Origin of the sequence: Streptomyces sp. NBC_01445, assembly GCF_035918235.1 — a bacterium.
Classification (GTDB): domain Bacteria; phylum Actinomycetota; class Actinomycetes; order Streptomycetales; family Streptomycetaceae; genus Streptomyces.
Window position 1 is genome coordinate 596,742 of record NZ_CP109486.1, and the last position, 23,160, is coordinate 619,901.

General features: G+C 67.3%; 18 protein-coding genes and 2 pseudogenes. 10 read left to right on the top strand and 10 right to left on the bottom strand.

The genetic code is table 11. From position 1 onward, the window contains the following. Entirely contained in the window at positions 1 to 1,683 is a 1,683-nt protein-coding gene (gene murJ / locus OG574_RS50980; protein ID WP_326779177.1) for a murein biosynthesis integral membrane protein MurJ, read from the bottom strand. A gap of 418 nt (positions 1,684 to 2,101) precedes the next feature. On the opposite strand from murJ, the gene OG574_RS50985 reads away from it, so the two are divergent. Next, entirely contained in the window at positions 2,102 to 2,629 is a 528-nt protein-coding gene (locus OG574_RS50985) for an SMI1/KNR4 family protein (protein WP_326779178.1), read from the top strand. Between the two features lie 135 nt (positions 2,630 to 2,764). After that, positions 2,765 to 2,929: pseudogene (locus OG574_RS50990) on the top strand (ISKra4 family transposase); the annotation flags it as partial. On the opposite strand, the gene OG574_RS50995 reads toward OG574_RS50990, so the two are convergent. Continuing rightward, positions 2,930 to 3,145: a hypothetical protein gene (locus OG574_RS50995; RefSeq protein WP_326779179.1), complete on the bottom strand. Its 216-nt coding sequence runs from the start codon at positions 3,143 to 3,145 to the stop codon at positions 2,930 to 2,932. Between the two features lie 336 nt (positions 3,146 to 3,481). Between OG574_RS50995 and OG574_RS51000 the strand changes: the two genes are divergently transcribed. Then, positions 3,482 to 4,168 (top strand): hypothetical protein, encoded by a 687-nt coding sequence (locus tag OG574_RS51000; RefSeq protein WP_326779180.1) that lies wholly within the window; start codon positions 3,482 to 3,484, stop codon positions 4,166 to 4,168. Between the two features lie 487 nt (positions 4,169 to 4,655). Here the strand turns inward: OG574_RS51000 and OG574_RS51005 are convergent, their stop codons facing one another. The 4 genes and pseudogenes from OG574_RS51005 to OG574_RS51020 form a co-directional block, all read right to left on the bottom strand. Further along, positions 4,656 to 6,059 (bottom strand): IS1380 family transposase, encoded by a 1,404-nt coding sequence (locus OG574_RS51005; RefSeq protein WP_442816967.1) that lies wholly within the window; start codon positions 6,057 to 6,059, stop codon positions 4,656 to 4,658. Between the two features lie 189 nt (positions 6,060 to 6,248). Continuing rightward, the gene (locus tag OG574_RS51010; RefSeq protein WP_326779181.1) at positions 6,249 to 7,607 is read right to left on the bottom strand and encodes an outer membrane protein assembly factor BamB family protein; all 1,359 of its coding nucleotides are present in this window, start codon (positions 7,605 to 7,607) and stop codon (positions 6,249 to 6,251) included. After that, positions 7,604 to 8,152, bottom strand: a complete 549-nt coding sequence (locus tag OG574_RS51015) for a SigE family RNA polymerase sigma factor (RefSeq protein WP_326779182.1) — start codon at positions 8,150 to 8,152, stop codon at positions 7,604 to 7,606. The genes OG574_RS51010 and OG574_RS51015 overlap by 4 nt, the downstream gene beginning before the upstream one ends. Positions 8,153 to 8,602: 450 nt before the next feature. Next, positions 8,603 to 9,706, bottom strand: a pseudogene (locus OG574_RS51020) (IS1380 family transposase); the annotation flags it as partial. A 163-nt stretch (positions 9,707 to 9,869) separates the two neighbouring features. Between OG574_RS51020 and OG574_RS51025 the strand changes: the two are divergent. The 4 genes from OG574_RS51025 to OG574_RS51040 all read left to right on the top strand — a co-directional run bounded on the left by OG574_RS51025 (position 9,870) and on the right by OG574_RS51040 (position 13,518). Further along, positions 9,870 to 10,316: a hypothetical protein gene (locus OG574_RS51025; protein WP_326779183.1), complete on the top strand. Its 447-nt coding sequence runs from the start codon at positions 9,870 to 9,872 to the stop codon at positions 10,314 to 10,316. A gap of 235 nt (positions 10,317 to 10,551) precedes the next feature. After that, positions 10,552 to 10,941, top strand: coding sequence for a hypothetical protein (locus OG574_RS51030; protein WP_326779184.1), 390 nt, complete (start codon positions 10,552 to 10,554; stop codon positions 10,939 to 10,941). A gap of 756 nt (positions 10,942 to 11,697) precedes the next feature. Beyond that, on the top strand, positions 11,698 to 12,462 hold the full coding sequence (locus OG574_RS51035; protein ID WP_326779474.1) for a hypothetical protein: 765 nt from the start codon (positions 11,698 to 11,700) through the stop codon (positions 12,460 to 12,462). 600 nt (positions 12,463 to 13,062) lie between these two features. Beyond that, positions 13,063 to 13,518 carry a hypothetical protein gene (locus OG574_RS51040; RefSeq protein ID WP_326779185.1) on the top strand — a complete coding sequence of 152 codons (456 nt, stop codon included), beginning with the start codon at positions 13,063 to 13,065 and terminating at the stop codon, positions 13,516 to 13,518. Positions 13,519 to 13,821: 303 nt separating this feature from the next. On the opposite strand, the gene OG574_RS51045 is transcribed toward OG574_RS51040, so the two are convergent. Beyond that, on the bottom strand, positions 13,822 to 13,983 hold the full coding sequence (locus tag OG574_RS51045) for a hypothetical protein (protein WP_326779186.1): 162 nt from the start codon (positions 13,981 to 13,983) through the stop codon (positions 13,822 to 13,824). Between the two features lie 306 nt (positions 13,984 to 14,289). After that, positions 14,290 to 14,829: a YrhB domain-containing protein gene (locus tag OG574_RS51050; protein ID WP_326779187.1), complete on the bottom strand. Its 540-nt coding sequence runs from the start codon at positions 14,827 to 14,829 to the stop codon at positions 14,290 to 14,292. Between the two features lie 446 nt (positions 14,830 to 15,275). Between OG574_RS51050 and OG574_RS51055 the strand changes: the two genes are divergently transcribed. Then, the gene (locus tag OG574_RS51055; RefSeq protein ID WP_326779188.1) at positions 15,276 to 17,810 is read left to right on the top strand and encodes a helix-turn-helix domain-containing protein; all 2,535 of its coding nucleotides are present in this window, start codon (positions 15,276 to 15,278) and stop codon (positions 17,808 to 17,810) included. 84 nt (positions 17,811 to 17,894) lie between these two features. Here OG574_RS51055 and OG574_RS51060 read toward each other — a convergent pair whose 3' ends face one another. Together OG574_RS51060 and OG574_RS51065 are read right to left on the bottom strand one after the other, a co-directional pair. Beyond that, entirely contained in the window at positions 17,895 to 18,746 is an 852-nt protein-coding gene (locus OG574_RS51060; protein WP_326779189.1) for an IS5 family transposase, read from the bottom strand. A gap of 114 nt (positions 18,747 to 18,860) precedes the next feature. Continuing rightward, positions 18,861 to 19,388 (bottom strand): DinB family protein, encoded by a 528-nt coding sequence (locus tag OG574_RS51065; protein ID WP_326779190.1) that lies wholly within the window; start codon positions 19,386 to 19,388, stop codon positions 18,861 to 18,863. A gap of 1,137 nt (positions 19,389 to 20,525) precedes the next feature. On the opposite strand from OG574_RS51065, the gene OG574_RS51070 reads away from it, so the two are divergent. Both OG574_RS51070 and OG574_RS51075 read left to right on the top strand, forming a co-directional pair. Next, positions 20,526 to 21,011: a hypothetical protein gene (locus OG574_RS51070; RefSeq protein ID WP_326779191.1), complete on the top strand. Its 486-nt coding sequence runs from the start codon at positions 20,526 to 20,528 to the stop codon at positions 21,009 to 21,011. Between the two features lie 125 nt (positions 21,012 to 21,136). Beyond that, positions 21,137 to 22,993, top strand: a complete 1,857-nt coding sequence (locus OG574_RS51075) for a hypothetical protein (protein WP_326779192.1) — start codon at positions 21,137 to 21,139, stop codon at positions 22,991 to 22,993. Positions 22,994 to 23,160: the final 167 nt, after the last annotated feature.

Genomic DNA, 23,160 nt, shown 5'->3' on the forward strand with positions numbered 1-23,160 from the left:
TCAACGCATTCCGGGCGGGCGACGCAACTCGTTGACTTTCATCAGCCGGGCAAGAAGCAAGTAGCCCAAGGCTGTTGCGAGCGCCCCGGCAGCCAGTGCGACGGCCGTAGCCCACGTTCCACGTCCCAGGTCCGCGCACGCACGCGCTACGACCCAGCCCAGCCCAGCAGCCGGGCCCGCGGCGCAGAACAGTTTCACGTAGGTGCGACGCAGGCCGCCGACGTCCATGCGACCCCCAAGCCGCCTGCGCAGCAAATGCGCGGTGAGGGCGAGACCGGCCACGTAGGAGAGGGTGTAGGCGCCGGCCATGCCGACGACCGCCCAGCGGGCGGGCAGGAGCAAATGACAGGCGGTGGCCAGGGCGATGTTCACGCCCGCGATCCAGGCCGCCATGAAGAACGGAGTGCGGGTGTCCTCGAGGGCGTAGAAGCCACGCAACAGCAGGTACTGGGTGGAGAACGGGATGAGCCCGAGTCCGAACGCCTGCAGCATGTACCCCAGCGGGCGTGCCGAGGCGGCGTCCGCCGCCCCATGGGCGAACAGCAGCGAGGAGATCTGCGGCCCCAGAGCGAGGAAGAGGAACGCGGCGGGCACGATGACCACGCCACTGATCCGCAGCACCCGGGACAGGTCCGCGCGTAGATCCGGGATGCGCCCCTCAGCGACGGCTCGGCTCATTCGCGGCAGCAGCGCCGTCACCAGGGACACCGTCACGATCGACTGCGGCAGCATCCAGATGGTCTGCGCGTAGGTGTAGGCCGAGTAGCCGGCGCCGGCCTGCGGCAGCTCCTGGTCTGCGGCATTGGCGTAGTTCGTGACCACTGTCAGGGCGACCTGGTTGGCCAGGACGAACAGCAGTGTCCACTTCGCCGCGTGGACGCTCTTGCCCAAACCGGTGCCCCGCCAGTCGAACCGCGGGCGGAAACGGAAACCGGCCGCCCGCGCGAACGGGATCAGCGCCAGGGCCTGCACGGCGATACCCACCGTCGTCCCGATCCCCAGCAACCACACCTGGTCGGCGGTTATGTCCTCCACCTGATCGGGCACCGCCATCAGCCCCAGGTAGGCGGCGAACATGCCGACCAGCACAACATTGTTCAGCACCGGGGTCCACATCATCGCGCCGAACTTCTCACGCGCGTTCAACACCTGCCCGTAGATGCTGAACAGCCCGTAGAAGAAGATCTGCGGCAACAGGAACCGCGCGAACGTCACCGTCAGCTGAAACGCCTCATGGCTGTCCGGGGTGTCCCGCATGTACAGGCCCACGATCTGCGGCGCCGCCCACACCGCCAGCGCCGTCCCCACACCCAGTACACAGACCACGAGCGTGACCAGACGCTGCTCGTAGGCACGTCCGCCATCAGGCTGCGTCGTCCTGGCCCGCACCAGCTGCGGCACCAGCACGGCGTTGAGGGCGCCACCGATCAGCAGCGTGTACAAGCTCGTTGGCACGGTGTTCGCTGTGTTGTACGTACTGGCCAGCAAGCCCGTGCCAAGCGCTGCGGCCTGCAGCACCTGGCGGATCAGTCCCGTCGCCCGGGACACCACCGTGCCAACAGCCATCAGCAAGGACGAACGAGTCAGCCCGCCCTTGTCCTTTTTCTGCCGGGCGGCATGCCGCCCCCTTGCCTGCTGCTCCTGCGGCATGGTCTGCGCCGCGGAGTCCGCCCCCTGCACCATGCCGTCAATCTATGTTCTCAAAGCCCCACGGCCCCAATCTGCCCTCGTCACCCAGCAGGCCGCATCCCTGATGCCGCAGGACTCTCTCGGCAGCCGATCGTGCTGACGAACCTTCGCAGCTCGTTGCGGCCACCCCAGGAATACGACAGCCGCAGAACAAGTGCTCTGCGCCAGTACCGCTCAAAATGCGCGGGATGTGCCTTCTCCGAACTACCGAGGGTGTCCCGTGATCGGGTATCGGGACGATCAGTCTCAAGGAGAAGTGTCTCGTCGCAGTGAGGTCAACTCTGTGGCCAGCAATGGCTCATGTGCACTGAGACAGGGCTGGCGGCTTCGTCTCAGTCAACCTGGTCCCGGTGCAGTTCCTTCTGGAGGAAGGCGCTGAGCAGGAACTTCGCCCATCGACAAGCAGTCCGGCGTGGTCGAAGATCTGTCTGTGACTGATGACGAACTCATCGTGGCCGTGCGGGAGCAGATAGCCAGCCGGGAGCTGCCGGAGCCGGCCTTGGCGGACGATGTACGGGCGGTGGAGCAGATGGTGGGGCACCCGATGCCCCAACTACTGCGAAGGTTGTATCGCGAAGTGGCCAACGGTGGCTTTGGGCCTTGGGACGTGGTGTCTTTGACGGATACCGGCGACTGGTTCAGCGACTGCGCCGACATCACGGAGGCGTACCGCGACTTCGCCGACCCGGAGAAAGGTCTCCCGCCAGGGATCGTTGCGCTCATGGACCGGGGCTGTGCGATGTGGGCGCTGATCGACTTCAGGACGGCGGACGGTCAGATGTGGGACTGGGACCCCAACTTCTGCTGCACGGAGCATGCGCTGGCCCCGCTGGGGCAGTCGCTGGCCGAGTGGCTCACCGACTGGTTGAACGGCACCATCCCGGACGGTTCCTATCCGCATCGTGAGGTTTCCAGCAAGGACTGTTCTTCACGTCGATGAGGCGTGGGTGGATGGGCTGAGCTCTCGCCTCTACCGTGACGGTGGAGGAGGCGACACCAATGGGCTCACTGCTCGAGGAGCTGGAGGCCCGGGAGACGGCGGCCCGGGAGCGGGTGGACGACCTGGAAGACCGCCGACATGACCGGCGCCCGCTGGGGACTCACCGGCGCCGAAGCCGTTCTCCGACTCCGCACCCTGATCGACAACGGAGATCTTGACGCGTACTGGCGATTCCACGCACACCGCGAGCACCAGCGCCTCTACCCAGTGGAGCAGCAGGACTACGACCTCACCGCTTGATCACGAGATTCCCCGCAGAGGAACTGCACCTACCTGGTCCCTGGCAGCCCTCTTCGAGACTTCCTGTTCGGCGGCGAACTCGTCCAGGAGCTGGAAGAGCATAGGAGGCAGGGAGGAGCGCAGCGAGCTCCCGCGTGCAGTCCTCGTTGCAGTCCTCGTTGCAGTCCTCGAAGTAGCGGCCGGTGACGCCGCGCCTTCCTCGATCTCGGGCGTCATGTTGCCCTCCTGGTGGCGCTGGAGGCCGGTCCGGATGCGGCCCGGCATGACCGCGCTGCCCTCAGCGTCGTCTGCTGGCGCCTGCCAACAACCACCAACCTGCCGGGGCCACCCGCATGCACCCCAGCCCCCAAACAGCTGCCCCGCACAAAGGTTCAACCCTCAATGCAGGGTGCAACCATCACTCGATGGGAACATGAGCCATCACCCATGCGTACTATCGCTACACCGCCACACCACCGTTCGCCGCCGCAATACATGAACAGGCGGCTCCCCTACCTCAGTAGCACTCACGGTGATGCGCCATTACTCCCGAATTGAAGAAAGGCCAACACCATGACTGACAACCCCGTCACCATCACCAGCGTGACATCTCAGTACGCCACTCAGGTCGCACAGGACCTCGAGCTCAATACCAAAGAGCAGGAACGCATCGGCGCGGAGCTCTCCGCCCTGCAGGCGCAGTTGCGCATCCTGCAAGACGACCAGAGCGTGCTGCACAGCATCCAGAAGACGCTCGGCAGCCGACCGGCATCTGCGCCGACAACCCCGGAGCCTTCGACGCCCCTCCCCCAGCAGGCATCCGGCAAGAACACCACCACCCGGCGTACCCCGTCCAAGACCGCAGCCAAGACCCCCAGCGCAAAAAAGACCACTGTGCAGGCCAAGAAGGACAAGACCCAGGGCGCAGAGCCGAAGGCAGCTACGGCATCGGCGCAGCCCACGCTGATCGCGCTCATCCGCACCCACCTCGACCAGCAGAAAGCACCCCGTTCCGCGGCAGAGGTCACCTCGGCGCTCGCTAAGGCCCACCCCCAGCGCAACATCAAGTCGACCGTCGTGCGCACCACGCTCGAGAATCTTGTCGCCAAGAGCCAGACTCATCGATCGAAGCAGGGCGGCTCGGTCTTCTACACGTCAGTTGCCGTGCAGACCGCGACTGAAAAGGCCCCGGCTCCCGCGCTGCCCCAAACCGAGCAGGACAGCAACAAGCGCGAGAAGGCCGACGCGGTCAGTTCGTAGCCGTCGAGGACATCCGAAGAAGGCAGCTCTCGGCGAGCAGCCAAACGAAGTACCCGGCCATAAGCGTGCCGCCGACGGCACCGTACTTCCAGGCTGTCCCCCGCTCGTTCTGGCGCGAAAGTGGTGCTCGGACCTCTTCGTCCCGAAGCAACTTGGGTGAGGGCTCCGCCTTGGGCCGTTGTGCTGCGCTCGCCTGTGCTGATGGTCCGCAGGTGTCCGTACTTGTCCGCCGTTGTGCGTCGGCGTTGTCACGCAGTTAGACACTCACCGTATGCCTGCACGATGCGGCACAGCCGCGGCATGGTCGGCCTGGGCCGGGTGGAACGATGGCTTAGCCTCGCTCTTTCACTTGGAGAGCCTGGCGATGGTGTTGATCGTCAACTGGGCGGTGGATAGAGCGGTTTCGTGCCGTGGGCATGGCTGGGTCCCGACGCGGTGGCCGGGTCTCCGAGGTCCTTCAGGTCGTGGGCGGTCAGGGACGCGATGCTCAGCCGGCCGGTCGAGGCAGGGCTTGGAGGCGGCGGAAGGCGGCGGCGAGTTCGTGTTTCCAGGGCCAGGTGGCGGAGATCCACAGGTGGAGACGGCGGCCGCCGCGGGTGAGGCGGGCAGCGACATGCAGGAGCCGGTAGCGCAGTCGCTTCGGCTCGGCGGCGGCCAGGTCGCCGTCCAGCAGCAGGAGCTGTGTCCAGGCGATCAGGTCGCCTGCGGTCAAAGCGAGCTCGAGCCAGGCGGTGTTGATGGCGAACTGGCGGGAGGGGAAGCGTCCGAAGCCGGTGTCCTTGCCGCAGCGGATGCGGTCCTCGACGGTCGCGTGCCCGCGGTGGCGGACTTCCAGGGACTGGGCACTGCCCTCGCTGACGGGGGTGTCGGTGAGGAACACCTGGTGGCGCAGGCCCTCGACGGTGTCGAACAGGGAGAGCTGGGCGCCGGGGTGCGGGCGTTCACGGCGCACTATGATCCGGGTGCCGGCCGGATAGCCGGTCAGGTTGAGCATGCCGGTCAGCTCGGCCACCTCGGCGCCCTCACGCAGGCTGCCGTCCTGGTCGAGGGCCGGATGCCACAGCCGGTCGGGGATGGCGCGGACGGCCCTGCGGATGGGTTCGGTGACCGCATGGCCGGCCGAGAAGAACGTCCGGATCCCGCGCTGGCGCAGGCTTCGGACGTGGGCGAGGAACACTTTCGAGCATCCGGCGCTGTCGGTGCGGACAAGGACGCCGGTGCCGTGACGGTGGGCGTCGGGGCGTTGGGCGAGCGCGTCGTCGAGCACGGTGATGTGATCGCTGGCGGTGTTCGCTCCGGCGTTGCCGGGCCTCAGCCGTCCGGCCAGGGCTTCGCCGGTGTTGGCCAGGAAGCACAGCAGCGGGTGATAGCCGAAGCCGCCCTTGTAGGTCGGTGCCGCGTCCTGCATTTCGGAGTGGCAGGTCACCAAAGTGGCGTCGAGGTCCAGGACCAGGCCCGACAGTTCGCGTCCGCCGGCCCTCACCGCGAGTATGCCCTCGCTCTTCTCTGCGGCCTGCAGCCAGGCGATCTCGCGGGCCCGGGCGCGAGCTGACCGCAGCCGGGAGAGCACCTCATCGTCGATGCCGGCGAGCATCCGCCAGGCGGTGGCCGTGGATGCCACCGGCCCGAACACCTCGCCCTGGTCCCGCAGCACCGCGAGATCGGTGATCGTCTCTCCGCCGTCGGCGATCATCACCGCGAGGTCCACGGCGATCCGGCCCGGATCGTGACCGGTCCCGCGTGGCCGCAGCGGCTGGAGCACCTCCGCGTACGCGGACGTCAGCCCGGTCGCGTCGGCGAGATCCGCCAGCAGCCGGGCCCCGGCATGCCCCACCACCCCCGAACCGTCGGTAGAGACATGAACCCGAGAACGTGAACGGATAGCCTGCACGCAGAAAGTGCCTTCCAGTAGCGACGACCGAGACCCTCGACAAGTCTCATCGTCTTTGCCCAGAAGGCACTTTCGCGTTCACGGCACCGTGACTGCCCTCACCCCAAGTGAAGAGCGAGGCTAGGGCCCGGTGGGCCATCGGCCGGGCGGGAGTGCCGAGCGGGACCACCCGGCCGATGGCCCTTCGGATCAGTCGCCGATCCTCGGCAGCAGGGAGACAAACTTGCTGCCGCCGTTCCGGGCGATCAGCACGTCCTCGTAGAGCAGGAGTTGGGGCGGGTTCCTGATGCCCGGCCCCGGCCCCGGCCTGCTGATGTCGACGTGACCGCGCCAGACCCGCTCACCCGTGCGCAGATCGAGGCCGGAAAGATCTCCGGTCGGGCTGAGGAAGTACACGACCCCCTGCCCCACCGACACCACGGGAGACGCGATGCCCGACATCATGTTCTTGTCGGGCATCTTGACGCCGACCGGGCCCGTCCACAGGGTCTTTCCCGTGGTCAGCGAATAGGCGGAGGCCTTGCCCTGCCAGGATACGGAGATCAAAAGATCACCGACGACATCCGAATTGGCCGGCGCCCCCTTGATCCGATAGGGGTGTGAGGTCTGCTGCCCGGAGCTGCTGACGATGGTCAACTGCCTGTCCGTGCCGACCGCATCCTTCATTTCGGCCAGGACCATCCGGTCCCCCGAGGTCCCGGTGAGCTGCTGCCTGCCGGGGACGGTCGTGACCTTCTTGGCGGTTCCGGTGGCGGGGTCGAGACGGAAGACGTCGGTGTCGTGCGGTTCCTCGGTGTCCCGCGTGCACAGGAGATAGGGCACACCGCTCAGCACCGCTCGTTGGCACACGATGCCCTTGTCCCAGGTGTGGCGCCACTTCTCCTTGCCGGTCAGCGGATCGAGGGCCGACATCGTGCGGAGCGACGGGGTGTTCGCAAGGACCGCGCCGTCGATGAGCATGGCGGCCTGGCCGCTGCGGTCGTCCTGCGGCATCTCGACCGCCCACAGCACGTCCCCGGTGCCGGCGTCCACCGCCATCAGATCGGTACCGCCCATGTAGTCCCCGTTCGGCAGCTTCTTCGCGGTGTGGTTGCGGTACGCATAGACCACGCCGTCGCGCACGGCGAACGGGTGGTCGATCCCGTCGCCTTCGCGATTGACCCTGACGGTCCACAGTCGTTCGCCAGTGTTGGCGTCGAACTTCGCGACGTCGTACTTGGACCCGCTGCAGTACAGCGCGGAACCGTTCACCAGGCAGCCCCGCTCGCCGGCCCCCGGGGCATCGCTCTTCCACGGCTTCCAGCCCTCCGGCGACGCCGCCGTCCTGACAGGCCGGTCCCGCTCGGCCGCACCGCCGCCCCCAATGCCGAACACCGCCCCCACGGTGATCGCGGCGACGGCCACCGCCGCCCCCGCGGCCTGCGAGAAACGGCGCCGGCCGCGTCGCCGCACCACCTTCTCGGCCAGGTCCACGGGCGCCCGCACCCCATCCAGGGCGACCGCGTGCAGCGTCTCCCGGACCTTCTCCTCCACCCGCTCCGTCGTCATCCCTGGATCCCCTTCGCCTGATAGCCGAGCGGCTTCTCCTGTTCCGTGGGCCCTTCGGGCCCGAGCTCCGGTACGAGCGACCGGAGCTTGGCGAGCGACCGGTACGCCGTACTGCGCACCGTGCCGACCGGGCACCCCAGCAGCGCCGCCACCTCGGCCTCCGGCAGATCCTCGAAGTAGCGCAGCACGACCACGGCGCGCTGCCGCATCGTCAGACGACCGAGCGCCGCCCACAGGGCGATCCGCAGCTCGGGGTCCGACCCGGCGTCGGCGTCCGTACCCTCGGGCAGTACGGGCACTGTCGTCTCCGCGCGATGTCTGCGCAGCCGCCAGCGGTTGACCTGCTGGCGGTACAGGACCTGGCGGACATACGCCTCGGGCTGCTCGATATGCGCCCAGCGCCCGTAGGCCTTCATCAGCGCGATCTGCAGCAGATCCTCCGCGGCATGCCGGTCCCCTCCGGTGAGCAGCACCGCGAGCCGCAGCAGCGCGGTGGAGCGCATCGCTACGAACTCCCGGAACTCGTCGTGACTTGAGGCCTCCATCGGCCCTCCCCTTCTGGCAGCCATCACGACGCGATGAGACGCCGGCTGCTATCCATCAGCGGGCCAGAAAAATAAGAACGATCAACTCGGAGCGGCTGCCGGGTGCTGTCCGATCTCGGGTTCTGGCTCAACTTCCGTGAAAACCATGCCGACCGGGCTCGTGCCAGCCTCTGGACGAGCCGCTGACCTACCGGTTCGCCAGGGCCGCCAGCCTCGGACACCGAGGATCGGTTCGACTTCACGGAAGTTGTGCCAGAACCCGATCTCGTGAGCATCGCCCCGGCCCAAAACGAGCGACTCCCATCGAGCTGAACATCTGCTGTCGAGAGTCGTGGATAAAGCCACAAGGTCGCCCCGCTACGCACCGGGGCGACAGTGCACTTGTGGGACCGGCAACCGGATACCGACTGAAGCAAGGCCTGCCCCGACGTCGGGCAGGCGCTGCGCGCTCAGCCGACGGGCTTGACGCGCCCGGCCTCGACCTTCGCCAGGCAGACGTTGCACAGCGGGCTGGCCGGAGTAGGGGGTGTCGGTGAGGAACACCTGGTGTCGCAGGCCCTCGACGGTGTCGAACAGGGAGAGCTGGGCGCCGGGGTGCGGGCGTTCACGGCGCACTATGATCCGGGTGCCGGCCGGATAGCCGGCAAGGTCGGTCATGCCGGTCAGTTCGGCGACCTCGGCGAACTCGCGGAGCGTGCCGTCCTGGTCCAGGGCGGGATGCCAGACCTGCTCGGGCAGGGCCCGGATCGCGCGGCGGATCAGCTCAGTGACCGCGTATCCAACGGAGAAGAAGGTCCGGATTCCGCGCATCCGCAGGTCTCGGACGTGGGCGAGGAAGGCTTTCGCGGATCCGGCGCTGTCGGTGCGGACGAGGATGTCGGTGCCGTGCCGGTGTGCGTCGGGGATCCGCGCGAGCGCGTCGTCCAGCACCGTGATGTGATCCGCGGCGGTATTGGCTCCCGCGTTCCCGGGCCGAAGGCGCCCGGACATGCCCTCGCCGGTATTGGCCAGGAAACACACCAGAGGGTGGAAGCCGAAACCGCCTCTATAGGTGGGTGCGGTCGCCTCCTTCTCGGAGTGGCAGGTCACCAGCGTGGCGTCGATGTCCAGGACCAGGCCGGGCACCTCCCGTTCGCCGGCCTTCACCGCCGGTATGCCGCAGCGGGTCTCGGATGCCTGCAGCCAGGCCACTTCCCGGGCCTGAGCTCGGGCCAACCGCAGGCGGTCCAGCACATGTTCGTCGACGGCGGCCAGCAGCCGCCAGGCCGTCGGTGTCGAGGCGATAGGGCCGAACACCTCGCCTTGGTCCCGCAACACGGCCAGATCCGTGATGGCCTCCCCGCCATCGGCGAGCATCACCGCGAGATCGGTCGCGATCCGGCCCGGGTCGTGGCCGGTGCCGCGTGGCCGAAGTGGTCCCAATGCGGTGGAGTACGCGCTGGTCAGTCCGGTGGCATCGGCCAGATCAGCCAGCAGCCGTGCCCCGGCGTGACCCACCACCCCCGAACCGTCAGCGGAGACATGAAGCCTGGGACGAGAACCGATACCCTGCACGCAGAAAGTGCCTTCCGCTAGGACCGACAGAACCCCTCGACAAGGTTCATCGTCCCAGCTCAGAAGGCACTTTCGCGTTGCCGCTCATGATCCGGACCAAAGCCCAAGTGAAACGCGCAGGTTAGTGGAAATAGATTCGGAACTGCACGCCCTAATCGGCTCTTTGTCGCGGGAAGAAGGGCTCTTCGGCCTCGCGGTCGACAACGCCAACGGATCTGTTCCGAAAGTTGTCCACCAAGTGGCCACCAAGGCGGAACAGGTATGGAAGGACTATGCCGTAGAGGGGGCGGTGGGCCCGGACACGCCCTCTGAGGTCGAGGCTGTGCTCTCGCCGATTGACGCTCAACGCGCCGTAGAACTCTTGACCTACCTGGCGACCGATGACCTCGTGTTCCCGACTACACGACGCCGCGACCGTACCCACGCCCATCGAGCGGCGGAACGTGTGGTACGCCTGCTGGGCTACCAGTCTGTCTGGTACACAAACATCAGCGACCTTTCGCCGGGGGCACGGGTATGGGAGCCGGTCACTCGGCATACCTTCGATGGGGTCGTTGCGGGGACCGGCGGCAACTTCACCGTGGTGTTGTTGCAGGTGGGTGAGGACTGATCCCCGTGGAGAGAAACACCCCATCTTGCCTGACCGCCACCCCAAGGGGGAAACCAGAATGGTCAGGGGTCCATGACCTGGCCGTTCTTGGTTCGTCTCGGTTGCTGACCTGTCACTGGTTGTCGACGTCGGTCGCCATTGAGCCCCTTCGCACGGCCCACAGACGGCCCAGGGACCAGGAAGGGAGCAGGCCCGTCTCGGCAGCTTGTCAGTGCCGAGTGAGAGCCTCCCGGCCATGAGCTACGACTTGGCTGTCTGGGACGGAGAGAGACCCGCGGACGACGAAACCGCTCTCCGGGTTTTCCGTGACCTCTGCGAGCAGTACATCGACACGGATGCCAACCACCCGCCGACTGAGCGCATTGCGGCGTACGTCACCGCTCTCCTTGAGCGATGGTGTGACCTGACCGACGACGACCATGACACTTCGCCCTGGTCGACCGGCCCGCTGATCGGCGAGGCCAGAGGCCCACTGATCTACTTTCCTATGCGCTACAGCATGGCCGAGGAGGCTTCCGCCTTCGCTGCCTCCCTGGCGCACTCCATGGGGCTGGTCTGCTTCGACCCACAGGTCGGCGCGCTTAGCCCCTGTGACGCCCGGTCATCCCTGGCCCGCCACTGTTGAGGCCCGCCCTGGACGTCATAAGGCACCTACTCATTTCAGTAAGCGCCCTTTCCCTTGCACTTCGGCAGGATTCGACCCTGCGACACCCGCTTTAGGAGTTCGATCTCCTCTCGAACAGGGTGGGGCCTGCCTCGTGCGCCGGTGCCGCTCAGGGCTGTTGCAGGTCGCAGTTGTTCGGGGCCGTTGATGTCAGCGTTGGATGTCAGCGGAATAGTTCCGGTGCAGGGCAGACCTCCAGAGGCTCATCCGGCCGGTCGACCCAGCGCCACCAGACATGGCGACTGGCACACCGCCAGAGCGTCCGGCAGACCCGCCGGCCGTCGTCCTCTCGCTTCGAGAGAAGGAGGCCACCGGAATGCATGGGCTTGCTGCAGTTGGGGCAGGCCGGGGCGTCGTCGGTCATGCAGCGCACACTAACGGAGTGACCGCTTTGTCCCGAAGCAACTGGGGATGCTCGCCGCCCTTGGGTTGCTGTGCCTGTCACCGGCGCTGATGGTCCGCTGACGTCCACGGTTGTTCGTGGTTGTGCGTCGCGGTTGTCACGCAGTTAGACGCTCACCGCTACTACTGTCCGTGTGAGGCCCGAAAGGTTCTCGTAAATGATCTTCGACCGGTGTCGACCGCCTCGTGCGAGGCGAAGATCGCCTGATGCCCGATCGTGATCCAAGGGTGTACAACCCCGTGCGGATCCCAACTGTCTGAAGGGCGCCGGAGGATGATCCTCCGGTGCTCTTCCGTACGGAGATCGGGGATCAGGTGGGGAAGAAGATCTGGAGAGCTGTCGCGGCCGGTGGCGCGGCGGCGGTGTTCACGGCCATGGCCGCGGGACCGGCCGGGGCGGCCGAGGGCGGGGTCTCGTTCACCCGTGTCCAGGTGAACGGCGGCAAGGCGATCGTGATTGGGGTGTCGAACGAGGTCGCGGTGCCCACATCCTTCCGGATGGCGACCACACACCAGTGGAAGTGGCCGGCGGTGTTCCTGTACCGCGGCAAGACGAGTGAGCGGCTGTGGCACGCGATCGAGACGAGCGACTGCATCAAGGTGAGCTCGGGCGTCTGTGACTTCAACGAGACGATGTACTTCGACCCGAGCGAGTGGGAGATGCGCAACAGCGAGGCCGGAGCGTGGAAGGTCGCGGCCGAGGTCTACTTCCAGGGCGGCGGCGGTGACACCGATGACGAGGGCCTCACGGCCTACGTCAAGCGCAACTCCCGCCTGACCGTGAACGCCTCGCCCGAACCGGTGGCCAAGGGCAAGACCATCACCGTGACCGGCAAGGTCACGCGGGCCAACTGGGAGACCAGGAAGTACGCCTCCTACGAAGGCCGCCTGGTGACCCTGCAGTTCAAGCCCACCGGAACCACCTCCTACACCACGGTGAAGAAGGTGTACGCGAACGGCTCGGGCAACCTCAAGACGACCGTGAAGGCATCCAGCACGGGCACATGGCGCTGGGTGTACTACGGCAACACCACTACCGGGCCGTCGACTTCGGCCGGCGACAACGTCGTAGTGAAGTGAGTTCCCTGGACTGCCTCTCGACCTACTCGGCACAGCTACAGGGCAACCTTTAGGGTCGGTTTCGCGCGGTCGGCGGCGAGGTATCCAGCTCTGAAGTGCAGCTGCATCCCTGGTTCTGTCTAGGGGTGGTCCGGTATCCAATCCGTGGCCCAACCGACCTCCAGGCCTAGTTGATGGCTAAGAGGGGGACCTGTCAGCGCCGACCCCGCACAAGCCCTGAACGGTCTTGAAAACCGTCGTGGCGCGAGTCACCGTGAGTTCAAATCCCACACCCACCGCCAGGAGAAACGGCCCCTGACCAGGCATTTTCGGTCAAGGGCCGTTCTGTTGTCCGCTCCCCGCCAGTGAGTGCCATTCCCCGTGGTTCCCCGGGTGATCGGGCACGGGAGGGGCACGACTACCTTCTGACCTGTAGCTCTAGATAAATCGGTCAGCGACAGTCATTCCGGTCGGTTAGCGGTCCCGGGGAGGCGCTACAGGACGGGGTCGGTTGCTGTGGTTGCGGTACCCCGCTGCTGTACCGCTGGCCGGACTGCCAGTCACTCCTGGCCTACCCCTCGACTTCCTTGAACGCGTTCAAAAAAGGTGTCACTATGCGCTATGCCCATCGTGGTCACCTCTCCTTGGCACCGACTCGGCCGTGTCGGCTTGTGCATCGCTGATGCCGTCGGTCGCTACCTGCTGATCTGGGTGGCGGCATGGCTCGTCTATGCCCTGACAGCTCCCCGCCAGCACGAGCTTGTGTCCTACCTGCCTCGCACCCGCTCGTACTGGGAGGACACCGCCTACTACCTGTGGGATGACTCCATTGCCTGGGTGGGGCTCATGGTGGGCATCCCCTCGCTGCTGGTAATCCTGTTGTTCGGGCTGCTCAACAAGCGCAAGGGGGCGGCATTCCGTATCCGTCTGGCGGGGCTCCTCCTCCTGCCCACATGGTTCTTGCTCTTCCAGAACTTCGTGGCGCTCCTCTTCGTCCCAGTCCTGGCGCAGGTGGCCTTCGCGCTCTGCCTGATGCCGGTTCCCCTGGTTCGCTTCCCAGCGAAGGCCGAGGACTGATTGCCCGGGCGGGCGCGCGCCGAGTGGTGGCGGATGGACAAGGCCTTGCGGATCGACATGCATAACCCCGGCTTCCCTGCACAAGTGCGGATGCGGGTCGCCCACAGCACCTGAGGAATCTTGAAAACCGTCGTGGCAGCGATGTCACCGTGGGTTCAAATCCCACACCCACCGCAGGTGAATGGCCCCTGACCAGGTAACTCGGTCAGGGGCCGTGCTCGTGAGCGTTGTCCGCCAGCGACCGCTGTTCCCCGCTGTTTCCCGACCGAACGGGCACGGGAGGGGCACGCCGACTGGCCATCTCTAGACGGCGAGCAGCCCGGCGATCATCAAAGCGATCACCGCAGCGAAGACCCGCAGCTTCCTCCAGCCCGGTCCCGAAGCCTGGCGGGTCAGCTCCCAGACGCCTACCAGACCTCCACCTAGGCCCAGCGCATCCCGCAGCAGGAAGACGGCGGTCTGCACAGAGAGCCTCCAGTAGCCTTCGAACGGACTGGAAGGCTATCCCTGGTGGCTGCATCTCCGGAAGAAGTCCATGGTCCGGCTAACGTACGCCCCGGCTGGTGGGGCTAACAGGATTTGAACCTGTGGCCTCATCCTTATCAGGTCGATCACCGGGGACCGTCGACGTCGGCCAACCGGTCCTGCCCCTCGGCAGATCGTCCACTGAGGTCCGGCGCCGAACGCTGCTGTTCGTGCTTGTTGGTGTCAGCCGCTGGTGTCAGCCGCCGCACGTGGTCTTGACAAGGCTGCCCCGCCGTTGCCGGACCGCTACCAGGCCGGGCCCGCCAGCGTCGTGATGGGCAATGGAGGACACTTCTCCGGCTTCCGGGTGACGCTGACCAGTTCCTCCGGAGGTTCGTTTCCGTCCCGGACGGCCATTACATAGGCCTTCGCCTGCTGTGGTCCCAACAGGGGGGCCTGCTTCCGTAGGTGGCGTATCGCGGCCATCGTCCCGTCAGAGTGCACGAGTGCCCGGACAGCCGTGTTCAGCGGATCGGGCGGTCGGACCCCCCTGACCTGCTGGAGATAGAGCTCCTCCCAGCTCTCGCCGACGTATGTGATGACAGGAATATGGTGAATGCTCCCATCCTGGCGGTCCACCAGATAGGGCCCGCTGCCCACCAACATCTTCTTGATATCGCGGCTGCGGATGTACTCAACCGACTGCCAGGTGACCAGCCAGCCGAGCGCGTGCTCCTTCACGTCGAGGACAGCGACCTCGGGCAGCCGTGCCATCCATGGCGACTCCTGCTGCTCTCTCAAAAGCAGGGCCTCGACCAGTTCCACGGCGCGTTCCTTGGTGACCACGCCCTTCATCTTTCACCACGGCGCAACCGGTTTTCGATCCCCAACCGGACCCGTTGCACATGCTTGGACCGAGATTCAAGCGCGGTCTTGCACCGCTGCCTCAGCCCACTGTCCACCCCAGCTCCCATCCCGTCTGCCGTCGACCCACACACCATCGACCTGCACGACGTACGCCGTCGCGTCCGGACGCAGGTACACGGCCTGATCGCCGAGTTCGCCGAGCGAGGGCAGGCGGATCTGCTGTCCGAATACGCCGAGCCACTGGTCGCCCGCACTCTCGCTGACCTGATCGGCTGCCCGCCCGAGCAGGCCGGACGCCTGGAGCGCGCCGCCCTGGCCCTGGGGGCTCCGGCCCGGACGCCGCGCAGGCCTGGGAGGACCTCGCCGACCTCGCCGCGGACGTGGTCGCAGCGAAGCGGCGTCGGCCCGGCCATGACCTGGCCTCCATGCTGCTGGCGCATCCGGCCGCGCTCGATGACGACGAGAGCTTCCAACAGCTCCTGTCCGTCGTTCTGTACGCCGCCGCGCCCACCACCGCCTGGATCGCGTTCACCCTGCACACCCTGCTGACCACACCGGCCTACGCCAGTGAGCTGGTGGGCGGCTCGGGCACCATCCGACAGGCGATGAACGAGACGTTGTCCGGGGCCGGGCGCTGCCCGGTGGCGCACTACTCGCGCGGGGATACCCGCCTGCACGGGGTGCCGGTCCCGGCTGGAACGCCGGTGCTGGTCAGCTACGCGGCTGCCGCCCAGGACCCGCACCGGCCGGGGCCGGGCGGCCCGCACGACCGCAGTCATCTGGCCTGGTCCGCAGGAGCGCACTCCTGCCCGGCCCGGAGCCTGGCCATGTCTCTCGCCGAAGCCGCCGTCGAAAGCGCGGTGGACACGCTGTGGGACCTGACCACCCTCACGCCCTATATCGCCGGAAAATACGGGTTCACTAATCAATGTCCGGTGCATTTGGGTGTGCTGTTTTCGAGTCGGGGCCAGGAAGTGGAATCCCCGAACCTCCCCCAGAGGAATACGCAGGGGCACGATAAGGTCACGCTGAGCACCTCCCTCCGCGGATTGAAGGGCACGCCCCCCCATATGTTCGACATCCGGCAACTCGAGCAACTCCCGGAATACGGCCTGAAGCTCTATACGGACCGCCTCGGAGACCGGGAAGTTCATACCGTCCAGCTCCTCTCTGAGTCGGACTGGATAGGCAGAAGTGTCGAGAACGCGCTGATAGTCACCTCCAGTAATTTCCTGGACGATTACGAGCGCTTCTTTCGAACGCTCGCCGCGGGGCGGGCTGCGGGTGTCGTTGTCACCGATGCGCCCGTCGAGGCCTCCATGCACACGCTGCACCACTCCGCGCTGCGCTACGGACTGCCGCTGCTGACCTCCCGTCACGGCCTGCCGCAGTGGAAGTCAGGCCTGGCCGCTCAGGTCGGCGAGCTCAGCGTCGCGGCGGCCCGCCAGCATTCCGCGCGGCGGGGGATGCTGCTGGACCGGTTCTGCGCGGCGCCCGCCGACGTACCCGCCCGGATCGCCGAGCTGATAGCCACCGAGTTCGACGCCGACGTCGTCATCAGTGCGCGCGGGCAGATCCTCGCCTGTGCGCCGCCGGCCGCTGCGGTCACGCTCGGGCTGGTCCTGCAGAACCCGGACCGGCGTCAGCAGACCACGCCCGGCGGGCACTTCGCCCGCATTGAGCCGCTGGCCGCCACGCCGGACGGCGTCCTCGCCGTCGCCCAGCGCGATCCGTTCACCCCTGGCGCGCGCGATCTCATCGCCCATGCGGCGAACGCACTCGGGAAGACGCTGACCTCCAGCGGGGCGCATCACGCAGACGGCGAGGCGCAGGCGCTCACGCAGATCCGCCTGGCCGTGTTCCAGATGCTGATGACCGGTCACACCACGGACGCGCAGCGGGTGATGGCCGGAGTCGAGGCCGGGCTCCTGGACAGCGACGAGGCCCGGATCGTCATCACCGACTGTGCGCAGGCCCCGCGGGACACGGTCCTGGCCGAGATGGAGAAGCACCTCGACGGTTGGGCCCTGTCGGTGCGCTGCCCGGCCTATCCGCAGCACATCATCAGCGTCCTGCCGGTCCAACCCGGGCGCAAGGACTCGTGCGAGCGTGTCCGCCAGCTCCTGGAGAGCTTCCAGAACAGCCGGGTCTCCGCCGGGGGCAGCCTGCCCCATCCGCTCCGGGACATCGCCGCCGCCTACGGCGAAGCTCTCGACGCTCTTCTGCACGCCGCACAGCGCGCCGAGCCCATGGTCGTCACCGCCACCCGCACGCCGGCGCTCGCCGAGATCCTGCCCGCCGCTCCCGCACGCGCCTGGGCCAGCAACCTCCTACGGCCGATCCTGACCATGCAGGGCGGACAGGAAGTCCTGCACTCGCTCGGCGTTGCCCTGGAGTTCAAGACGACCGCGGCGGCCCGCATCATCGGCGTCCACCGCAACACGCTGCACCGCCGCATCAGCAAGGCCTTTGCCGGCATCGGCTGCCGCCCGGACCGGACCCTCGACCGCGTTGTCGTCTCCCTGGCTTTGCAGATCATCGGCGCCCACGGTCCCGACCTGTCCGGCCAGCACACCGCCACCCTGCACGACGTCCTGTCCGGACAGGCAGTGTCCGCCTGGGCAGCCAAGTTCCTGCGCCCTCTGGCCGCCGACCCCAAAGATCTGCTGCACACCTTGCGCACCTGGGTGCTGACCGAGTTCGACCCCGACGCCGCGGGCGCTCAACTTCATGTCAGCGGGCGCACCGTGCGGTGGCGGGTCCAGGAGGCCGAGCCGCTGATGGAGAAGGACTTGATCACCGGCTGGCCCGCGAGTGACGAGGACCCCGGCGAGCAGCGCCTGAGCGGCATCCGCCCCCTCGCGATCGCGCTCTACGCCACCACCCCGCCCGGCGCCGCCCGGCCGCCGCTGCCCGACCCGACCACCCGCCTGTCGATGGCCTTCGGGACGCTGTCTTAGCCCCAGATCGCCCCGGCCGCCGAAGCGAGGGCGAGACGCCAACTCGCCCAAAAAGCACACCTCTTAGACCGACCGGCAAATGGATCACTTGAGGCGGCGTGTGGTGGGACGCTGATCCCAGCGGTAATGAATGGTGGCGTGGCGGATCAACATGCGGAGAGTGACGGGTGCTGCGGCCAGGTGGAGGTAGAACTTGACGACGGTGCTGCTCTTCTCGGTGCAGCGTCGTAGCTTGCCGTAGCTGTTCATCCACGAGTGCGTTCGTTCCACGACCCACCGCTTGCCGGCCTGGTTCGGGGCGGGCATGCCCTTGCGGGCGATCTCACCGGTGAAGCACAACTCCCGGAGCAGAGCGCGGGACATGTTGCTGTCATAGCCCCGGTCGAGGTTGACGTTCACGTCGTCCGGCAGTGGCCCGACCTGGTCCATGGCTGCGTGGAGAATCGGTCCGAGCAGGGGCGAGTCGTGGCGGTTGGCTCCCGCCGCGACCAGACCGAGGGGGACGCCGCGGGCATCAGTGGCGACCGAGCGTTTCAGGCCCTGCTTCCCGCGGTCCACCGGGGACCGGCCCGCACTCTGGCCGCCACACGGGGCCTTGGTGATGCAACCATCCACGGATATCTCAGACAGTTCCAGGCCGATCATCCGGTCGTACGCTTCCAGGGCGAGAACGTGCACCACTTCGGATATCCCCTGCTCAGCCCACTCTTTGACGCGTCGACGGATGGTCCGGTCAGAGCATCCGGGGCTGGAGACCCGTTCGTAGCCCGAGCCGTGGACCCAAGCGAGCATCACGTGCTCGAACACAGTCCGGTCGGGGACACGGCGCCGGTGGCAGCCAAGCGGGTGGCCCGCGGCGAACTCCTCCCGAGTGGGCAGGAGCGCCATGAACTGGTTCCAGAGGGGTTCGAGCAGGCAAGGTTGCAGTGCGGGCACGGCTGTCCTTCGTGATCACTGAGCGCAGAGAACTCCATGATCATGGGCGCCCGCGTCCGTTCTGATGCTCATCCCATCTCCTGGGCACCTGCTGCCGGGCCGGTCTGAGAAAGCTCAGTCGCCCGTTGCCCCGTCGGTCCGCTCCCGCAGGAAGTCGGCGTGGCCGTTGTGGCGGGCGTACTCCTGGATCATCAACACGTAGACCCAGCGCAGGCTGAGGGAATCTCCGCGAGAGGACATGAAGGTCTCGTCGAGGTCGTGCCCGGCCGCCGCCGCGTCACACGCTTTGACCTCGGTCTGGAACAATCCGAAGTCTCTCTCCGCATCGGCTGCGTGAACTCCGTCGAGTCCCTCATTGCCATCTGACGGGCCGGTGAAGACATCGCCGATAGCCTCACCTGCGAAGCTTCGCCGGAACCACCATCGCTCTACTTCCGCCATGTGCCGGACCAAGCCAAGGAGGGTGAGGTTCGACGGCTCTACGGTCCTCCGCGCCAATTGGGCCGGCTCAAGCCCGGCGCACTTGGCCAGCAACGTTTCCCGGTGCCAGCTCAGCCAACCCTCCAACATCTGACGCTCAGTTACGGTACCCAGGTCGCCTAGCTGCTTGGCGCGCTCGACCGGCGGTGCTGTCCATGTCATAGATCCACCCTGCACCGCCATCTTGGAGGGTTCAAGCAGGCGAAATGGCAGGTCCGTGGACCGTGGCCGTTCTGCTGCCCCCGTCGCCTCCTGGGCGCCTATTGCCGGTCGGTCTTAAGAGGCGCGCTTTCGTCTTTGCGGGACGGCCGGTTGGTCACCCGGCAGGCGCGGCTACCTTAGCTGTGAACCTACGAGGGGCGTGTTGCATGCCGCCAGGTCCGCGGTGCACCAATTCCCGGTTCGAGTGGTGCACAATTACAATCTCGGGTGTAATTCATTGCCGCCGTGCACCATTTGCAGACCGGGTGATTGCCGCCGTGCACCATAGCGAGTGCCGCGCACTCAATGCGCCCGCCGTGACGGCAACCTTCGGGTGGCTCGCGGGAATCTGAGGCGCGGGTGACTATGTCGAGTTGGCGTAGTCCTGGCGCAGTCACCGCGGGAGGCTCCTCCCTCAAGTTACGGCAAAAGCCGCACGTCAGCGGCGAGTTCCAGGGCGAGCGGGGACCCTTGCAGGTTGCAGCTGAGGCGTCAGGTGCCCATGGACTATCGCACCCCGCCCTAGAGATTTATTGTTGAACTTCTTGGTTTTGCATGGACTTGGAACTCTATTGTTAATGCTGTGAACGGTGGTGATAATGTGACTCGTCGCCGAACGGGCAACTGAACCTCGGCGATGCGTGCGCTATCCCAACAGGGGCCGCAGGGCGTTCGGGGAGCTGATCGACCACCTCCCTGGCACCCCGCAGTCAGGCGCCAGTTGAAGGACCAAAGACCGATACGGGGAGGGCGCTCCCACCCCAGGGGCCATACGGACGACCGTTGCAGCGGATCGCCCGGCGACCGTGGCCGCTTCATTGGCACCACATGAAAAGGGCCGCCCCCTGCAGGGGGCGGCCCTCTCAGAGTCACCCGACTCAATGCACGACCAGCCACCAACTCAGACAGCCGGACGTGCTACGGCGCGGCGGGGTAGTTACAGCTACCCCGCACACCCCGGTCCAGATGTGCCTGCCCTTACGGGGCAGGCCCTTCTGGGCGGGGTCGTAGCACCCCTGACCCAACCCCGAAAGGGTGCCCATGACTGCCTCCGCGCGACGGACGCGTCACACCGTTCTTGCCTCCACCCTGGCCGCCGTGACACTGACCGGCCTGGCCGTCACCACCGCCTCCCCGGCGTCGGCGCTGAGTTATCACTGCACTAAGCAGACTCGGACCTTCGACACCCCGCAGTACAGCGGTCCCTGGGCGGACAACTGGGACTTCACCGTCACGAACTGCGCCGCGCGCAGCGGCTCGTACGTCTACGCCCGCTCCACCGTGTCCTGGGACGGCCCTGTCGGCGGCGGCGGCTCCGACTTCTTCGACAGCGCCTCGCTGCGCGTGTACGTGAAGAAGTCGGTCAGTGGCTCTGACCCGGTCAAGACGTACAAGACGTACGGCTTCACCTCCAAGGCCAACTACAGCTCCTCGGGCAACTACAACGGCTCGTTCACGACGGGCACGATCCGCTACAAGATCGGCTCGGCCAAGGGGCTGGGCGACGGCGCGCTGCGGCTGAACTGGAACAACGACGGCAAGGGCGTCTACAGCTACGGGTACAAGGCCTCGCCGCGCGTCTGACGGTCCGTCCTGCCGGGCGCGCTCGCGGGTGCTGATGGCCGGTTCGCAGCCTGCCGCCACCGGCTGCGGGCCCGGCCCTGCACCCGCTGACCAAAAGCCCCGAGCGGTACGCCGCGAGGTTGGGCGTGAGCGTGCCGCCCCGGGTGGCCGGCTGGTCCCTCGCGCACGGCGGCAACCACATGGCCACTGCCGCCACCGCCCGCGCCGGGCTGCTCGGTGCCGCCCTGTGCCTGCCGCTGGCCGCGCTTGTCCGCCGCCCCGCACCCGCCGTCTCGTCTTCTTCACACGCCCGCAGCAGCGCTCATGTCTGCCGCCGACACCCTGGCCACGCCCCTCGTCCCCACTGCACCGCCCGGTCCTGCTACGGACGCTGCTCCCTGTGCGGCAGGCCTCGCTCCGGCCCGGGATTCGGCGCTGTCGGCGGCCGCCTGCCACGTCACGGCGTGCGTGCGATGAGCGCGCACAACAGCCCCTTCAAGGCGCTCTATCCGCCCTTCGCCTGGCCGCGCCTGGCCGGCCCGCGGCGGCGGCACCTGAGCGTCGCACCGGCCGCCGCGGAAGAGACGCCGACGCGGGCACCGGGGTACGTGCCGTGGGTGGCCGCCGTCGTCGCTCCGTACCAGGACGCGGGCCACGCCACCGAGTTCGCCCGGCTCGGCTGGCGGCGGATCGCCGTCGAGCTCGGGCCCGGCCTCCTCCCGGCGGGCACCGCGCCGCAGGTGCACCGCGCATTCACACCCACCGTGGTGCACGACGGCCTACGCCACACCGTTCGACAACTGAGCTTGCTCCGCGTTCAGACCGTCGTCGCCGGCAGCCCGCAGGCCGTGCCGCTGGCCGAACAGCTCGCCCACGAACTGGGCGTACCGGGCAACGATCCCTCCTCGACCGCGGCCCGCTGCGACCTGGCTGCGCAGGCCCGGGCACTGACCCGATCACGGCATCACCACGCCCCGGACGCTGCGCACCACCAGCTTGACCGAGGCCCCCAGTTGGACGCGGATTTGCGCTCTGCCCGCCAACTCCTCACTGCCGCTGACACCGCGCTGGCGGCCCCGTCCCGGGTGTGCCGCACCGAGCAGGAGTCAGCGACGCCTGGCAGAGCGTGCGCGCATCCCTGCCCCGGCGCGGGGGCCGCCCGGACCTCGCGCTGCGCGAGCACATACCCGGGCGCCCCTACGTGGTGCACTCCGTCAGCGGGCAGGGCAACGACGACACCCCCCGAGCACTCTGATACCGATGTGTGGGGCGCGACGCAGACCAGGGCGGGAGCCCTGGACCGCATGGACCTGATGCCCCGACAGGAACTTCTCTGGCGGGCGCTGTCGCTCTACACGCCGCGGGCGCTGCGCGCACTGCAGGTGTCCATCGGCCCGGTGCCCTGCGAGGTCGCCTATACGCCCGGGCACGGCCCGGTCCTGCTCGGGGCCTGCGCCTACCCGGAGGTGTCGGCCGCGGCGCGCGCCGTACGAGAGGCCTTGGGCAGCGACCCGTACCGCGATGCCGTCCATGGCGCGATCGTCGGCCGCCGCCGTCAGCCGGTGGGCTCTGCCGAGCCGATGCATCTGGCCCGGGTGCCGCTGCGGCCCACCGAGGACGGCCACCTGGACCGCTGGCTGCTGCGCACGCTCACGCAGCTGGAGACCGTCACCCATGTCGACGACGCGCTGATGCCGCGGGTCGCGGTGCACGGCGGCGTCTCGCCGGGCGAGCTCGTGTTGCGCCATACCTGCGAGCGGGCCATCGAGGCCGATACCGGGTCATCCGCGCCGTGGAAAGTTGGGCCTGTATGCGGGGGCCCGGTCGTGACCTCGTCGACCAACTCGCCGCCCCCGCTCAGGGGTCGGGGCGCGCCAGGCAACGGATTCAGGGGCTGGGCCGCACCACCAGGACCACCTCACAGCAGGCCTACAAGAGCCAGTACGCGCCTGCCTGGACACCTACCCTCACAAGTCACCACCCGATCTGTTGAACAGCGATGAAGAGTTCAGCAGCGTACGAAAGAGTTCAGTGGGTAGTTCAGCAGCGCAGTGAACTGTTCAGCACCTCACCCTGCTGGAGCCGCCGAGGGATCTCGTCAGTCCCTCCGCTCGACGGATCGGCTGATGGCCCAAGATGACTTGCGCTGCGGGCATGTCGCTCTTGGCAG

Coding starts and splice junctions, on each gene's coding strand:
- OG574_RS51065 (WP_326779190.1), bottom strand. CDS start 19,388: ATGACATGGACAGCACCGCCGGTCGAGCGCGCCAAGCAGCTAGGCGAC.
- OG574_RS51030 (WP_326779184.1), top strand. CDS start 10,552: ATGAGCTACGACTTGGCTGTCTGGGACGGAGAGAGACCCGCGGACGAC.
- OG574_RS51055 (WP_326779188.1), top strand. CDS start 15,276: ATGCTGCTGGCGCATCCGGCCGCGCTCGATGACGACGAGAGCTTCCAA.
- OG574_RS50995 (WP_326779179.1), bottom strand. CDS start 3,145: ATGACGCCCGAGATCGAGGAAGGCGCGGCGTCACCGGCCGCTACTTCG.
- OG574_RS51000 (WP_326779180.1), top strand. CDS start 3,482: ATGACTGACAACCCCGTCACCATCACCAGCGTGACATCTCAGTACGCC.
- OG574_RS51010 (WP_326779181.1), bottom strand. CDS start 7,607: ATGACGACGGAGCGGGTGGAGGAGAAGGTCCGGGAGACGCTGCACGCG.
- murJ (WP_326779177.1), bottom strand. CDS start 1,683: ATGGTGCAGGGGGCGGACTCCGCGGCGCAGACCATGCCGCAGGAGCAG.
- OG574_RS51040 (WP_326779185.1), top strand. CDS start 13,063: ATGCCCATCGTGGTCACCTCTCCTTGGCACCGACTCGGCCGTGTCGGC.
- OG574_RS51015 (WP_326779182.1), bottom strand. CDS start 8,152: ATGGAGGCCTCAAGTCACGACGAGTTCCGGGAGTTCGTAGCGATGCGC.